Source organism: Rhodococcus sp. 2H158 (genome assembly GCF_053764755.1).
Genome location: NZ_JBSNCE010000003.1, coordinates 150,840 through 164,512 on the forward strand (window position 1 = coordinate 150,840; position 13,673 = coordinate 164,512).

Consider the following 13,673-nt stretch of genomic DNA (forward strand, 5'->3'; position numbering starts at 1 on the left):
ACGGCCCTAACGTGGCGGGCGTGAGTCCCGACATGTACGGCGGCGACATCTTCGCCGGCCATCCGCGCGCCCGTAAGCCCACGATCCCCGAGGTGCCCGCCGAGAAGGACCTGGTGGTCGAGGACGCCGCGTCCGGTTGGTGCGGTGCGATCGTCGGCATCGAACGCACCTACGACGGCGACTTCGTCCGGCTCGAGGACGCTTCGCGGTGCACCCGGCTGTTCGCGCTGCGCCCCGCCGCGTTCCTCCTCGACGGCCGGCCGGTGACGCTGGTGCGGCCCGCGCCGCGGCCGACGGCGGGCGGACCCACCCGGTCCGCGTCCGGGTCCACGAAGGTCGAGGGGTTGCGGGCGCGGGTCGCGCGCGGCAGCCGTATCTGGGTGGAGGGCGTGCACGACGCGGCCCTCGTCGAACGCGTGTGGGGACACGATCTGCGCGTCGAGGGGGTCGTGGTCGAGCAACTCGAGGGCCTGGACAATCTCGGGGAGCGGCTCGCCGAGTTCGCGCCCGGTCCCGGCCGCCGCGTGGGGGTGCTCGCCGACCATCTCGTCGCCGGATCCAAGGAGGAGCGGCTGACCGCGAACCTCGGGCCGCACGTGCTCGTCACCGGGCATCCGTTCGTCGACGTGTGGCAGGCGGTGCGGCCCAAGGCGCTGGGAATCGAGGCGTGGCCGACGATTCCGCGCGGGCAGGACTGGAAGACCGGGGTGTGCCGGGCGCTGGGGTGGGGCAGCCCGCAGGACGGGTGGCGCCGCGTCTACTCGGCGGTGTCGAGCTTCCGGGATCTCGAGGCGCCGCTGATCGGGGCGGTCGAGCGGCTCGTCGATTTCGTCACCGAGCCCACCGGGGACTGAGCGCGCCGGGGCCATGACCTGCGGATCCACCCGGGATGTCCGATTTGTGGTTGGATGGCGTCGTGTCGGCATTGATATGGCTGATCGCCGGACTGGTGCTCGCCGCCGCGGAGGCGCTGACGGGTGATTTCGTCCTGCTGATGCTCGGCGGCGCGGCCCTGGCCACCGCCGGGGTGTCCGCCGCGACGGATCTGCCGGTGTGGGCCGACGCGGTGGTGTTCGCGGTGTCGTCGCTGGTGCTGCTGGGCGGGGTGCGGCCGGTGCTGCGCCGGCGCTACGCGCTGCCGCCGGCGAAGGCGACGAACGTGGACGCCCTGCCGGGCAAGCAGGCACTGGTGCTCGAGGAGGTGGCCGCGCATTCCGGGCAGGTGAAACTGGACGGTGAGGTGTGGACTGCGCGTCCGCTGGACGTCACCGAGGTGTATCCGCCCGGCACGACCGTGACCGTGATGCAGATCGACGGCGCGACGGCCGTCGTGTGGAAGGGGCTGTAGATGGAAGCGCTGATCGTGCTCGCCGTCGTCGTGGCGTTCGTGGCGCTGGTGGTCGTCAAGTCGGTGGCCCTGGTGCCGCAGGCCGAGGCCGCGGTGATCGAGCGGCTCGGCCGCTACTACCGGACCGTGTCGGGACAGCTGACGTTCCTGGTGCCGTTCGTCGACCGGATCCGCGCCAAGGTGGACCTGCGCGAGCGGGTGGTCTCGTTCCCGCCGCAGCCGGTGATCACCCAGGACAACCTCACCCTGAGCATCGACACGGTCGTGTACTTCCAGGTGACGAATCCGCAGGCCGCCGTGTACGAGATCAGCAACTACATCGCGGCGGTGGAGCAGCTGACGGTGACCACGCTGCGCAACGTGGTCGGCGGCATGACCCTGGAGGAGACGCTGACCTCCCGCGATTCGATCAACGGGCAGCTGCGCGGCGTGCTCGACGAGGCGACCGGCCGCTGGGGACTGCGCGTGGCCCGGGTGGAGCTCAAGAGCATCGATCCGCCCCCGTCGATCCAGGAGTCGATGGAGAAGCAGATGAAGGCGGACCGGGAGAAGCGGGCGATGATCCTCACCGCCGAGGGACACCGGGAGTCCGCGATCAAGACCGCCGAGGGCGACAAGCAGTCCCGGATCCTGTCGGCCGAGGGCGCCAAACAGGCGGCCATCCTCGAGGCGGAGGCCGATCGCCAGTCGCGGATCCTGCGCGCCCAGGGTGACCGCGCCGCGAAGTACCTCGAGGCGCAGGGCCAGGCGAAGGCCATCGAGAAGGTGTTCGCGGCGATCAAGTCCGGTCGGCCGACGCCCGAGTTGCTCGCGTACCAGTACCTGCAGACGCTGCCGCAGATGGCGCAGGGCGACGCGAACAAGGTGTGGATGGTGCCGAGCGATTTCGGGGACGCCCTCAAGGGCTTCGCCCGGCACCTCGGTGCGCCGGGCGAGGACGGGGTGTTCCGGTTCGAGCCGAGCCCGATCGACGAGAGACTCCCGCGGCCGGAGGACGACACCGACGAGGTGGCCGACTGGTTCTCCACCGCGCGCGACCCGGAGGTCGCGCAGGCCGTCGCCGCCGCCGAGGCCGTCGCCCGCAAGCCGGTCGATCCGGCGGTGCACAACCCGACCGGCGCCGCACGCCGGGGCGGGGAGCCGGCCGCGTCCCCCGCGACGGCGTTGCCGCCGTCGGAGCCGATCACGGGCGGATGGGTGCAGCCGCAGCCGGGGCAGCGGCACGGCGAACCCCAGTGACCGGAGGGCCGTTCAGGTGAGCAGGCCCCGCCCGACCCCGCACACCGCGATCGCCCACAGCACGCTGGTGAAGGTGCCGATGATGAACTGCTCGGAGGCCTGGGGTTCGCGCAGTTCGGGGTAGCGGGCCAGGCCCTTGACGGCCAGCACCACGGCGATGCCCTCCGGCCAGCCGGACAGGATCGCGGCGGCGACCGCCGCCCGCTCGAGCAGGCCGATCACCCGCCCGCCGCGCAGCGGCCCGGGCGGCGGTTCGGGGCCGGCCGGCGACGGCGACGGGGAGGGGGCCGGTCCCGCGTCGGGCTGGCGGCGGGCGATGCGGAACGAGGCCAGCACGGCGGGGGCGCCCCCGGTGACCGCCGCCAGGGTCGTGAGCACCAGGGTCGCGGCGAGGGCGACGCCGTGCACGGCGGGGGTGGCCGTCGCGGTGAGGGCGGCGCCGGCGAGCGCCGCCGTGGCGAGCCCGGCGACGAGCCACACCGGTGCGCCGCGGCGCAGGCTCAGGGCCGGGGCCAGCGCGGCGACGGCGAGCAGAACCAGGGTGACGACGGTCAACGGTCGGCCCTTTCCAGGAGGCGGCGGGCGAGGTCGCGGCCGGCCGGTTCGGCCTGCCAGCCGGCGGTGGCCAGGCGCTGCGACACCGCCTGGGTGCTGATGCCGAGCCGCGCGGCGGCCTCGGCCTGCGTCAGCCCGCCCCGGACGAGGTCGACGGCCTCGTGCCCGGCGTCGGACCGGCGGGTCACCAGCAGCGCCACCAGGGTGAGGGCGGCGTCCGCGTCGGCGGCCGCGGCGGCGTCCGAGCCCTCCACGGCGACCCGCGCGGGGGCGTTCTTGGCGCGGTCGACGGCGCGGCGGGCGTGTTCGAAGGCCGGTCCCCGGCCGGCGCGGGTCTGCGCCGGCAGGGGCTGTTCGACGGCGCCGGCGCCGATGCCGACGCTCCAGCAGCCGCGGCGGACGAGGTCGAGTGCGAGATCGACGACGACGGCCGGGTCGTCGGCGACGGCCTGGACCTCGTCGCCGGCGGTGCGTTCGAACGGGCGCAGCAGCTCGGCGTCGCGCAGCTCGGTGAGCAGGTCCGCCACCCGGTCGACGTCGCGACGGCTGCCGCGCTGGTCGACGGTCAACACGAACATGGCTCAAGGATGCAGCCTTGAATATGAAAAATCAAGGTTTCAGACTTGATCGGTCGGGCGCGGGGCGGGGCGCCGGGAGGCGCGACTCGAGCCACAGTCCCGACGCGCCGAGAGCGATGCACACCGCCGAGACCGCCAGCAATGCGGGATCGGTCCGTCCCGTCAGGGCGTCGCCGAGCAGTACCACGCCCACCGTGCCCGGCAGGATGCCGGCGACCGTGCCCAGCGTGTACGGGACCAGCCGCACCGACGAGACCCCGCAGCAGTAGTTGACCACCGCGAACGGCAGCGGCGCGATCAGCCGCAGCGACCCCACCGCGAGCCAGCCCCGGCGGGCCAGCCGCTCGTCGACCGCCTGCGCCGTCGGATGATTCAGGTGGGCCTCGACCGCGCCGCGGCCGATCGCGCGCACCAGCAGCAGCGCCAGCACGGCGCTGACGGTCGTGGCGGCGACGGTCACCGCGATCCCGGTGGTCGACCCGAACAGCACCCCGGCGCTGAGGGTGAACACCGTCCGCGGGAACGGGGCCACGGTCACCACCGCGTGGATCAGGAAGAACAGCAGCGGGAAGAGCGGCCCGGCCGACTCGGCCCACGCACGCACCTCGGCGACGGACGGGTGGGGGAGCAGCAGCGCGACGACCGCGAGCGCGGCCAGTACGGCGAGGGCACCGAGGATCCGGCGGTCCCGCAGCATCCTCGTCACGAACGGTCACGATACCGGGGCCGGGGGCCGGACGAGCGGTCGCCTCGGCACGCGGTAGATTCCTTAGGCGACGACATTATCGATCGCTAGGGAAATTGTGGTGATCCCCACAATAGGGGCGGCGTGTATGCGGCTAGCATCACATCGAAATCGGTTTAAGGTTTCCCACGGCCGTGTTCGGCGAGCCCGCCCGCTGCGTACGAGAGGACCCTCACGTGTCATTAGCTTCAGAAGCCGAGGACGCTGCGCGCGCCTATGCGCAGTGGCAGGAGGCGGTGGCGGGGGTGCTGGCCAAGTCCCGCCGCGTCGACCCCGCGGAGCTCGGACCGGAACCGCAGCGGCTGCTCGCGACCACCACCTACGACGACGTCGCCGTCGCCCCCCTCTACGGCGTGCGCGACGAGCGTCCCGAGGCGCCGTTGCCCGGCTCCTTCCCGTTCGTCCGCGGCGGTTCCGCGACCCGCGACGTCAACACCGGCTGGCTCGTCAGCGCCCGCTTCGGCGACACCGCCGGTGACGTGAACGAGCGCATCCTCGACGCCCTCGAGCACGGCGTCAGCGCCCTGTGGCTGCGCGTCGGCACGGACGGCATCGCGATCGCCGACCTGCCCGCCGCGCTCGACAAGGTCCTGTTCGACCTCGCGCCGGTCACCCTCGACGCCGGCGCCGACACCGCCGCCGCCGCGGCCGCCCTCTACGCCCTGCTCGATGCGCGCACCGACGTCGCCGACCGCGCCGCCGTGCGCCTGCACCTCGGTGCCGCGCCGCTGACCAGCGCGTTCTCCGGTCGGGCCGACGTCACCGTCGCCCAGGCCGTCGAACTCGCCCACGCCGCCGCGGACCGCGCCGAGACCGTGCGGGCCCTCACCGTCGACGGCACCGCGTTCCACAACGCCGGGGCCGCCGACGCCGAGGAACTCGGGGCCGCCGTCGCCGCCGGCCTCGAGTACCTGCGCGAGCTGACCGGCAGCCGCCAGTCCGCGGCCCGTGCGCTCGGCCAGATCGAGTTCCGGCTCGCCGCCACGGACGACCAGTTCCAGACCATCGCCAAGTTCCGCGCCGGCCGGCAGCTGTGGGCCCGCATCGCGCAGGTCGTGGGCGCGGCCGACGCCGGCCACGCCCCCCAGCACGCCGTCACCTCCGCCGCGATGATGACCCAACGCGACCCCTGGGTGAACATGCTGCGCACCACCCTTGCCGCGTTCGGCGCCGGCATCGGCGGTGCGGACGCGGTCACCGTGCTCCCGTTCGACACCGCCCTGCCGACCGGTGCGCTCGGCGTGTCGGAGGCCTTCTCCGCGCGCATCGCCCGCAACACCCAGCTGCTGCTGCTCGAGGAGTCCAACCTCGGCCGCGTCCTCGACCCGGCCGCCGGGTCCTGGTACGTCGAGGAACTCACAGCGCAGATCGCGGCCAAGGCATGGGAGTTCTTCCAGCAGATCGAGGCGGCCGGCGGCTACCGCGCCGCCCTCGACGACGGCCTGATCGGCGAGCGCATCGCCGCCACCCGCGCCCGCCGGGACTCCGACATCGCCCACCGCCGGACCGCGGTGACCGGCGTCAACGAGTTCCCGAACCTCGCCGAGGCGCCGCTGCCCACGGAGACCGCCGACGCCGGCGCCGATGTCGCCCGGTACGCCGCGGCGTTCGAGGCGCTGCGCAACCGCTCCGACGTCCATCTCGCCGCGCACGGCGCCCGGCCCAGGGCGCTGCTCGCCCCGCTCGGCCCGATCGCCGAGCACAACATCCGCACGACGTTCGCCGCGAACCTGCTCGCCTCCGGCGGCATCGAGACGGTCAACCCCGGCCCGCTGTCCGTCGACGACGACAGCATCGCCGCCGCCGTCCGCGACTCGGGCGCCGCCGTCGCCGTCGTGTGCGGCACCGACAAACGCTACGGCGAACACGCCGCCGCCGCGGTCACCGCGCTCCGCGACGCCGGGATCGGCACCGTCCTGCTCGCCGGGCCGGAGAAGGCCGTGAGCGAGACCACCGGCGCCGAGCGCCCGGACGGGTTCCTCACCGCCAAGATCGACGCGATCGCCGCGCTGACCGACCTGCTGACCACCCTGGGAGCGTAAGTGAGCATCGAACACGAGATCGGCAGCTTCGCCGACGTCCCGCTGACGGATCCGGCGGCGCCGGCTCCCGCCGCCCCCACCGAGGAGCAGGCCACGGCGCTCGTCGAATCGGTCGCCGCCGCCAACCACTACACGACCGATCAGGTGGTGTGGTCCACGCCCGAGGGCATCGACGTCAAGCCCGTCTACACCAAGGCCGACCGCGACCGGATCGTCGCCGAGGGCTACCCGCTGGGCAGCTACCCGGGCCTCGAGCCGTTCGTCCGCGGCCCGTACCCGACGATGTACGTCAACCAGCCGTGGACCATCCGCCAGTACGCGGGCTTCTCCACGGCCGCCGAGTCCAACGCCTTCTACCGGCGCAACCTCGCGGCCGGGCAGAAGGGCCTGTCGGTGGCATTCGACCTGGCCACCCACCGCGGCTACGACTCGGATCATCCCCGCGTGCAGGGCGACGTCGGCATGGCCGGCGTCGCGATCGACTCGATCCTCGACATGCGGCAGCTGTTCGACGGCATCGACCTGTCGCAGGTGTCGGTGTCGATGACCATGAACGGCGCCGTCCTGCCGATCCTGGCGCTGTACGTCGTCGCCGCCGAGGAGCAGGGCGTCAAGCCCGAGCAGCTGGCCGGAACCATTCAGAACGACATTCTGAAGGAGTTCATGGTCCGCAACACCTACATCTATCCGCCCAAGCCGTCGATGCGGATCATCTCCGACATCTTCGCCTACACCAGCGCGAACATGCCGCGCTTCAACTCCATCTCGATCTCCGGCTACCACATCCAGGAGGCCGGTGCGACCGCCGACCTCGAGCTGGCCTACACCCTCGCCGACGGCGTCGAGTACCTCCGCGCCGGCCTCGACGCGGGCATGGAGATCGACAAGTTCGCCCCGCGCCTGTCCTTCTTCTGGGCCATCGGGATGAACTTCTACATGGAGATCGCCAAGATGCGGGCCGGCCGCCTGCTGTGGGCCGAGCTCGTCGAGAAGTTCCACCCGAAGTCGGCCAAGTCCAAGTCGCTGCGCACCCACTCGCAGACCTCCGGCTGGTCGCTCACCGCGCAGGACGTGTTCAACAACGTCGCCCGCACCTGCATCGAGGCGATGGCCGCGACCCAGGGCCACACCCAGTCGCTGCACACCAACGCCCTCGACGAGGCGCTGGCACTGCCGACCGACTTCTCCGCCCGCATCGCACGCAACACCCAGCTGCTGCTGCAGCAGGAATCGGGCACCACCCGGCCGATCGACCCGTGGGGCGGCTCGTACTACCTCGAGTGGCTCACCCACGAGCTCGCCAACCGCGCCCGCAAGCACATCGCGGAGGTCGAGGAGGCCGGCGGCATGGCCCAGGCCATCTCCGAGGGCATCCCGAAGCTACGCATCGAGGAGGCCGCGGCCCGCACCCAGGCGCGCATCGACTCCGGCCGCCAGCCGGTGATCGGCGTCAACAAGTATCAGGTCACCGAGGACCACGAGATCGAGGTCCTCAAGGTCGAGAACTCCCGCGTGCGGGCCGAGCAGATCGCCAAGCTCGAGCAGCTGCGCGCCGACCGTGATCCCGAGGCCGTGCAGGTCGCGCTGGACGCGCTGACCCGCGCCGCCGGCTCGGCCGACGGCGGCCCGGACCACAACCTGCTGGCCCTGGCCATCGACGCGGCCCGCGCCAAGGCCACCGTCGGCGAGATCTCCGACGCCCTCGAGAAGGTGTACGGACGGCACCAGGCCGAGATCCGCACCATCAGCGGGGTCTACCGGGACGAGGCCGGAAAGGCAGGCAACATCAGCACGGCAACCGATCTCGTGGAGAAGTTCGCCGAGGAGGAGGGCCGCCGGCCGCGCATCCTCGTCGCGAAGATGGGGCAGGACGGTCACGACCGCGGGCAGAAGGTGATCGCCACCGCCTTCGCCGACCTCGGCTTCGACGTCGACGTGGGACCGCTGTTCCAGACCCCCGAAGAGGTCGCGAACCAGGCGGCCGACAACGACGTGCACGTCATCGGCGTGTCGTCGTTGGCCGCGGGCCACCTGACCCTGGTGCCCGCGCTGCGGGAGGCCCTCGCCGAGGTGGGCCGCCCGGACATCATGATCGTCGTCGGTGGCGTCATCCCGCCCGGTGACTTCGACGAGCTGTACCAGGCCGGTGCCGCGGCGATCTTCCCGCCGGGCACCGTCATCGCGGACGCCGCGGTGGGCCTGCTGCACAAGCTCGCCGACCAGCTCGGTCACGACCTGGGAGCCTGACCCGGCATGGGCAGCACCTCGGTCGGCAGTCCCACCCGTCGGCCCGCGGTCGACGTCGACACCCTCGCCGAGGCCGTGCTCGCCAACCGGCGGGCCGGCCTGGCGAAGGCGATCACCCTGGTCGAATCCACCCGGGACGATCACCGGGAGCAGGCGCAACAGCTGCTGCTGCGCCTGCTCCCGGAGGCGGGCGGCGCGATGCGCGTGGGCATCACCGGCGTCCCCGGCGTCGGCAAGTCCACCTTCATCGACGCGTTGGGCATGTACCTGCTCGGCAAGGGCCACCGGGTGGCGGTGCTCGCGGTGGACCCCTCGTCGACCCGCACCGGCGGCTCCATCCTCGGCGACAAGACGCGCATGGCCCGGTTGTCGGTGCAGCGCGACGCCTACATCCGGCCGTCCCCGACGGCCGGCACCCTCGGCGGCGTCGCCAAGGCCACCCGCGAGACGATGGTGCTGCTCGAGGCCGCCGGATTCGACGTGATCCTCGTCGAGACCGTCGGCGTCGGGCAGTCCGAGGTCACCGTCGCGAACATGGTGGACTGCTTCACCTTCCTGACCCTCGCCCGCACCGGCGACCAGCTGCAGGGCATCAAGAAGGGCGTCCTCGAACTCGCCGACCTCGTCGCGGTGAACAAGGCCGACGGGCCGTTCGAACGCGACGCGCGGGTCGCGGCCCGGGAACTCGCCGGCGCGCTGCGGCTCGTGCACCCGCACGACGCGGTGTGGAAACCACCGGTGATCACCATGAGCGGGCTGGAGGGCGCCGGCCTGGACACGTTCTGGGACACCGTCCTCGAACACCGCCGGGTGCTCACCGAGGCGGGCCTGTTCGAGGAGAACCGGCGCCGCCAGCTGGTGGACTGGACCTGGACCATGGTGCACGACCAGCTGCTGCGCCGGCTCGAGACCAACCCGCGGGTGCGTGCGCTCCGCGGCGACGTCGAACGCGCCGTGCGCGACGGCTCGCTCACGGCAGCCCTGGCCGCCCGGCAGATCCTCGACGCGTTCGACGCCGCACCCTAGAGCACCGGAGCCGGGGCCCAGGCCGCCGGATCGGCGCCCCACGCGCGGGCCGGGAACGGATAGTCCGGATACTCGGCGAGCGCGGGCCGGGCCGCGGTCACCGCCGCGTGCGTGGCCACGGTGCCCGCGCCGGGGCTCGCCGGCGCCGCCGGGTGCGGGTTGCGGCCGGGCGCCTGCAGCAGCCACGCCCCGGTGCGGGCCAGCGCGACCGCCGCGTCGCGGCCCCGCCCGTCCCGGAGCCGCGCGGTGAGCGCGTCGAGCACCCCGGCCGCGAGCAGGTAGCCGCTCGCGTGGTCGAGAGCCTGCGCCGGGAGCACCCCCGGCGCGTCCGGGCGGCCCTCGACGCCGGCGATCCCGGACGCGGCCTGCACGATCGAGTCGAAGCCGCGACGGGGCGCCCACGGCCCGGACCATCCCCACGCGCACACCCGGCCGTGCACCAGGCCCGGCCGGGCCTGGTGCACGGGTGCGCCGATCAGCGCGTCGAGCGCCCCGGGCCGGTAGCCGGTGAGCAGCACGTCGGCGTCGGCGAGCAGGCGGCGGCACGTCTCCCGGCCGCGGGCAGTGCGCAGGTCCAGCAGCGCGGTGCGCTTGCCCTGCCCGTTCTCGGCGTGCTGCCAGGCGATCTCGGGCAGCGCGGGCGGATCCACCCGCAGCACGTCCGCCCCCAGCAGGGCCAGCGCCCGGGCGGCGACGGGGCCGGCGATCACCCGGGTCAGATCCAGCACCCGGATCCCGGTCAGTGGCCGCGCCGGATCGCCGCCCGGCCGGGTCTCGCCGGCACTGTCGGACCGGGCGAGGATCCGGACCAGCGGGCCCGCCGCCGCGCCCCGGCCCTGCGGGCTGGTGGCCCACTCGTGCTCGGTGCGCACCCGCACCGCGATCGCGTCGTGCGTGGCGGCCGCGTCCTCGACCGCCGCGGCGGGCAGCTGCCGGATCCGGGCGGCGCAGTCGTCACGGCCCGCACCGTCCGGCAGGTCGAGTGCGCGGAGCAGACGCACGCGGTGGTGCGGGTAGTTGGCGTGGGTGCGCACCCACCCGTCGGCGGCGGCGAAGAACCCGGACAGTGCCGCGAACCCGGGAACGGGCCGGCCGGCCAGGCGCAGCATCCGGTCCCCGGCGAACGATGCGGCGATGCGCTCCGGGTCGAGCCGCGCCCCCTGCGGCTCGAGTCCGCGGGTGTGGCGGTACCGGTCGGCGGCCGACGCGAAGGCCGCCACGGCCCCCGTGGCGAGGTCGCCCACCGGGAGCCGGGCGGCGAGAAAGGGCCCGGCCGGGGCGCAGCGGATGCCGGCGGCCGGGTCTGCCGGGACGTCCAGGCCGGCGTCGGCGAGGGCGGCGCTGTAGTCGTCGAGCAGGGCGAGGGGGCGCGTCATGCGCCGAGCCTAGAGCGAGGTTCAGCTCGTGCGGTCCGCGGCCGGCTCGCGCAGTTCGGGGCGGGCCGGCTCGAGGCGTTCGAGCGCACCGGCGGATTCGGCGCGGGTGAGCCGGGAGCGGCGCCACGAGACCGTGAGCAGCGCGATCCATCCGGCCACGATCAGCAGGTACAGCAGGGTGGTGGCCGTGCCGGAGATCTCGAACGCCGTGAACAGCTTCTGCGCGTTGGTCAGCACGATGACGCCGCCGACGGCGGTGCCGAGCAGGGTGGCCGGCACCCGGCTGACCAGCCATGCCGCGATCGGCGCGGCGATCGCCCCGCCCAGGGCGAGACCGGCCACGACGAGGAGGTTGCCGAGCGATTCCCGGCCGAGACCGACGAGGAAGCCGATGCTGGCGGCGAGCGCGACGAGGAACTCGGAGGCGCTGACCGAGCCGATCACCGTCCGCGGGGCCGTCTTGCCGCGGGAGAGCAGGGTGCTCGTGGTGATCGGCCCCCATCCACCGCCGCCGCTGGCGTCGATGAACCCGCCGAACAGGCCCAGCGGAGACAGGAACCTGGCCGAGTGCGGCGAGGTGCGGGCGTGCGCGACGGCGGGCGGCCGGACGGAGAACCGCAGCGCCACATAGACACCGATGGCGAGCAGGATCGTCGACGTCACCGGAATCGCGGCCTCGGTGGACAGGCTCGAGAGCACGGTGGCGCCGAGGAACGCGCCGACCGCGCCGGGCACGCCCAGCTTCGCGACCACCCCCCAGTCCACGTTCCGGAACCGCCAGTGCGAGGCGCCGGAGACGAGGGTGGTGCCGACCTCCGCGAGGTGCACGGCGGCGCTGGCGTGTGCGGGGCCGATCCCGCTGAAGATCAGGAGGGTGGTGGCGGTGACACCGAAGGCCATGCCGAGGGCACCGTCGACGAGCTGTGCGCCGATACCGACGAGCGTGAACACCAGGAGAGCGAACATGCAGAAGACTCCGACCACGAAGGAGCGAACCGGGGGAGGGCGGGCGGCGGACGCCGCTCAGCAACACTCCTGGTCGAAGCACGCGCCCCGTCGGGTGGGCCAGAACGCCATCAACGCGAGCAGGGTGGCCGGAGCCGCCGCGATGCTCGTCGCCTGCACGTTCGTGTCCCTTCGCCGGTCTGCTGTTCGCCGCGCTCGCGACGATCCGTCCGAGCATAGCCGGTCGTGCGCGGCGGCGGCATCTTCGGGCGGTGTGTCGCGCCCGGGGATGCCGCCGTGGCCGGTCACGGCAGGCGCCGGGCCGTGATCTCGAATCCGGCGGCGCGCAACCGGTCGGTGAGCACGTCCCCGAAGGCCGTCGCGGGGGTGAGCACCCCGCCGCCCGCGTGGAGACGGTCGCCGCCGAGGATCAGCGACAGCGCCGACTCGCCGAGCATCACCGCGGTCGCCTTGTACCCGGGATCGCCCTGGGCGGCGACGCGGGCGGTGTAGCGGGCGCCGGTGTTCGTCGTGGTGTACAGGTCGATGGTGAAGAAGCCGCGTTCGCGCGCCGACTCGGACGGGCCCTGCCCGGGCGCGGGCAGCACCTTGTCGAGCAGGAACCGGGTCGGGGGGAACGCCAGGCCCGCCACCAGCGCGCCGAAGCCGGCCGCGACGCCGGTCGCCACGAGGGGCGACAACCGCGACGAGCCGACGTTCATCACCTCCCGGTAGCGGAACCGCGGCCCGTACGCCCAGCCGGTGAGCGCGTTGCTGCGGCGCACCACCCGCGTGTTGTAGGGGCCCATGAAGAACGGTGCGAGCCGGCCGGACAGCTCGGGGGCGACGGACTTCCCGTCGACGGTCGCCAGGTCGTTCTGCCGCCCGAGGTCCGGCTCGCGGGACCGGTCCGGCGACAGCGAGTACGGGGCGAGGGCGACCTTGCGGGCCTCGGCGTCCCGGCGCACCACGTCCACCTGGGTGCGCATCGAGTCGATCGTGCCGCCGCTGACGCCGCCCCGCATCGCACGCACCACCAGGGTCGTGTCGGTCAGGTCGCCGGCGCCGTCGGCCTGCACGGCCCGGTGCAGCGCGTGCACGCCGAGGTCGGAGGGGATCGAGTCGAATCCGCAGGAATGGACGATGCGGGCGCCGGTGCGGCGGGCCACGTCGTCGAACCGGTCGATGCTCTCGCGGTGGAACAGCACCTCGCCGGTGAGATCGACGTAGTCGGTGCCCGCCTCGGCGCAGGCCTGCACCAGCGGCAGCCCGTACTTGGCGTAGGGCCCGACCGTCGTGACCACCACGCGGGTCCGGGCGGCGAGGGCGGCGAGCGACTGTGGGTCGCCGGCGTCCGCCTCGAACACCGGCCAGGCCGCCGCGGCGGCGCCCAGCCCGGTGCGGATCCGTTCGAGGCGCTGGGCGGAGCGGCCGGCGAGCGCGATGCGCACCCCTTCGGGGGCGTGCTCGGCGAGGTAGGCGGCGGTGAGCCGGCCGACGAAGCCGGTGGCGCCGTAGACGACGATGTCGAGATCGCGGGAGGCAGTCATGCGCCACACCCTACTGCCGGGT

At 73.6% G+C, this 13,673-nt stretch carries 12 protein-coding genes; 6 read left to right on the forward strand and 6 right to left on the reverse strand.

The features are described 5' to 3' along the window. Window positions 1-32: 32 nt before the first annotated feature. The 3 genes from ACWPOB_RS04135 (at window position 33) to ACWPOB_RS04145 (ending at window position 2,587) form a co-directional block, all read left to right on the forward strand. Window positions 33-854: a DUF3097 domain-containing protein gene (locus ACWPOB_RS04135; protein WP_100058797.1), complete on the forward strand. Its 822-nt coding sequence runs from the start codon at window positions 33-35 to the stop codon at window positions 852-854. Between the two features lie 62 nt (window positions 855-916). Further along, window positions 917-1,348 (forward strand): NfeD family protein, encoded by a 432-nt coding sequence (locus tag ACWPOB_RS04140; RefSeq protein WP_100058798.1) that lies wholly within the window; start codon window positions 917-919, stop codon window positions 1,346-1,348. Beyond that, window positions 1,349-2,587: an SPFH domain-containing protein gene (locus tag ACWPOB_RS04145; protein ID WP_455399980.1), complete on the forward strand. Its 1,239-nt coding sequence runs from the start codon at window positions 1,349-1,351 to the stop codon at window positions 2,585-2,587. A gap of 12 nt (window positions 2,588-2,599) precedes the next feature. Here the strand turns inward: ACWPOB_RS04145 and ACWPOB_RS04150 are convergent, their stop codons facing one another. Genes ACWPOB_RS04150 through ACWPOB_RS04160 form a run of 3 tightly spaced genes read right to left on the reverse strand, consistent with a single transcriptional unit; the run spans window position 2,600 to window position 4,417 of the window. Then, window positions 2,600-3,142 (reverse strand): hypothetical protein, encoded by a 543-nt coding sequence (locus ACWPOB_RS04150; protein ID WP_006939313.1) that lies wholly within the window; start codon window positions 3,140-3,142, stop codon window positions 2,600-2,602. Beyond that, a complete protein-coding gene (locus ACWPOB_RS04155) occupies window positions 3,139-3,720 on the reverse strand; it encodes a hypothetical protein (protein WP_455399981.1) in 582 nt (193 codons plus the stop codon). The genes ACWPOB_RS04150 and ACWPOB_RS04155 overlap by 4 nt, the downstream gene beginning before the upstream one ends. A gap of 31 nt (window positions 3,721-3,751) precedes the next feature. Then, window positions 3,752-4,417, reverse strand: coding sequence for a TVP38/TMEM64 family protein (locus ACWPOB_RS04160; protein ID WP_455400060.1), 666 nt, complete (start codon window positions 4,415-4,417; stop codon window positions 3,752-3,754). A 224-nt stretch (window positions 4,418-4,641) separates the two neighbouring features. On the opposite strand from ACWPOB_RS04160, the gene mutA reads away from it, so the two are divergent. From mutA to meaB, 3 genes are read left to right on the forward strand one after another with little or no spacing between them, the layout of a single operon-like run. Beyond that, a complete protein-coding gene (gene mutA / locus ACWPOB_RS04165; RefSeq protein ID WP_455399982.1) occupies window positions 4,642-6,507 on the forward strand; it encodes a methylmalonyl-CoA mutase small subunit in 1,866 nt (621 codons plus the stop codon). Continuing rightward, window positions 6,508-8,754, forward strand: a complete 2,247-nt coding sequence (gene scpA / locus ACWPOB_RS04170) for a methylmalonyl-CoA mutase (RefSeq protein ID WP_455399983.1) — start codon at window positions 6,508-6,510, stop codon at window positions 8,752-8,754. It abuts the gene before it with no gap. Between the two features lie 6 nt (window positions 8,755-8,760). Further along, window positions 8,761-9,780, forward strand: a complete 1,020-nt coding sequence (meaB, locus tag ACWPOB_RS04175) for a methylmalonyl Co-A mutase-associated GTPase MeaB (protein ID WP_455399984.1) — start codon at window positions 8,761-8,763, stop codon at window positions 9,778-9,780. Here meaB and ACWPOB_RS04180 read toward each other — a convergent pair. The 3 genes from ACWPOB_RS04180 to ACWPOB_RS04190 all read right to left on the reverse strand — a co-directional run bounded on the left by ACWPOB_RS04180 (window position 9,777) and on the right by ACWPOB_RS04190 (window position 13,651). Continuing rightward, the gene (locus ACWPOB_RS04180) at window positions 9,777-11,156 is read right to left on the reverse strand and encodes a CoA transferase (protein ID WP_455399985.1); all 1,380 of its coding nucleotides are present in this window, start codon (window positions 11,154-11,156) and stop codon (window positions 9,777-9,779) included. The genes meaB and ACWPOB_RS04180 overlap by 4 nt on opposite strands. Window positions 11,157-11,177: 21 nt before the next feature. Further along, window positions 11,178-12,122: a sulfite exporter TauE/SafE family protein gene (locus ACWPOB_RS04185; RefSeq protein WP_455399986.1), complete on the reverse strand. Its 945-nt coding sequence runs from the start codon at window positions 12,120-12,122 to the stop codon at window positions 11,178-11,180. Window positions 12,123-12,406: 284 nt separating this feature from the next. Then, the gene (locus tag ACWPOB_RS04190; RefSeq protein WP_455399987.1) at window positions 12,407-13,651 is read right to left on the reverse strand and encodes a saccharopine dehydrogenase family protein; all 1,245 of its coding nucleotides are present in this window, start codon (window positions 13,649-13,651) and stop codon (window positions 12,407-12,409) included. Between the last annotated feature and the right edge of the window lie 22 nt (window positions 13,652-13,673).

Bases quoted from the DNA above. Each gene is read 5' to 3' on its own strand.
- ACWPOB_RS04145 (WP_455399980.1), top strand. From the start codon at position 1,349: ATGGAAGCGCTGATCGTGCTCGCCGTCGTCGTGGCGTTCGTGGCGCTG.
- ACWPOB_RS04160 (WP_455400060.1), bottom strand. From the start codon at position 4,417: ATGCTGCGGGACCGCCGGATCCTCGGTGCCCTCGCCGTACTGGCCGCG.
- ACWPOB_RS04180 (WP_455399985.1), bottom strand. From the start codon at position 11,156: ATGACGCGCCCCCTCGCCCTGCTCGACGACTACAGCGCCGCCCTCGCC.
- ACWPOB_RS04190 (WP_455399987.1), bottom strand. From the start codon at position 13,651: ATGACTGCCTCCCGCGATCTCGACATCGTCGTCTACGGCGCCACCGGC.
- ACWPOB_RS04155 (WP_455399981.1), bottom strand. From the start codon at position 3,720: ATGTTCGTGTTGACCGTCGACCAGCGCGGCAGCCGTCGCGACGTCGAC.
- ACWPOB_RS04185 (WP_455399986.1), bottom strand. From the start codon at position 12,122: ATGTTCGCTCTCCTGGTGTTCACGCTCGTCGGTATCGGCGCACAGCTC.
- meaB (WP_455399984.1), top strand. From the start codon at position 8,761: ATGGGCAGCACCTCGGTCGGCAGTCCCACCCGTCGGCCCGCGGTCGAC.
- ACWPOB_RS04135 (WP_100058797.1), top strand. From the start codon at position 33: ATGTACGGCGGCGACATCTTCGCCGGCCATCCGCGCGCCCGTAAGCCC.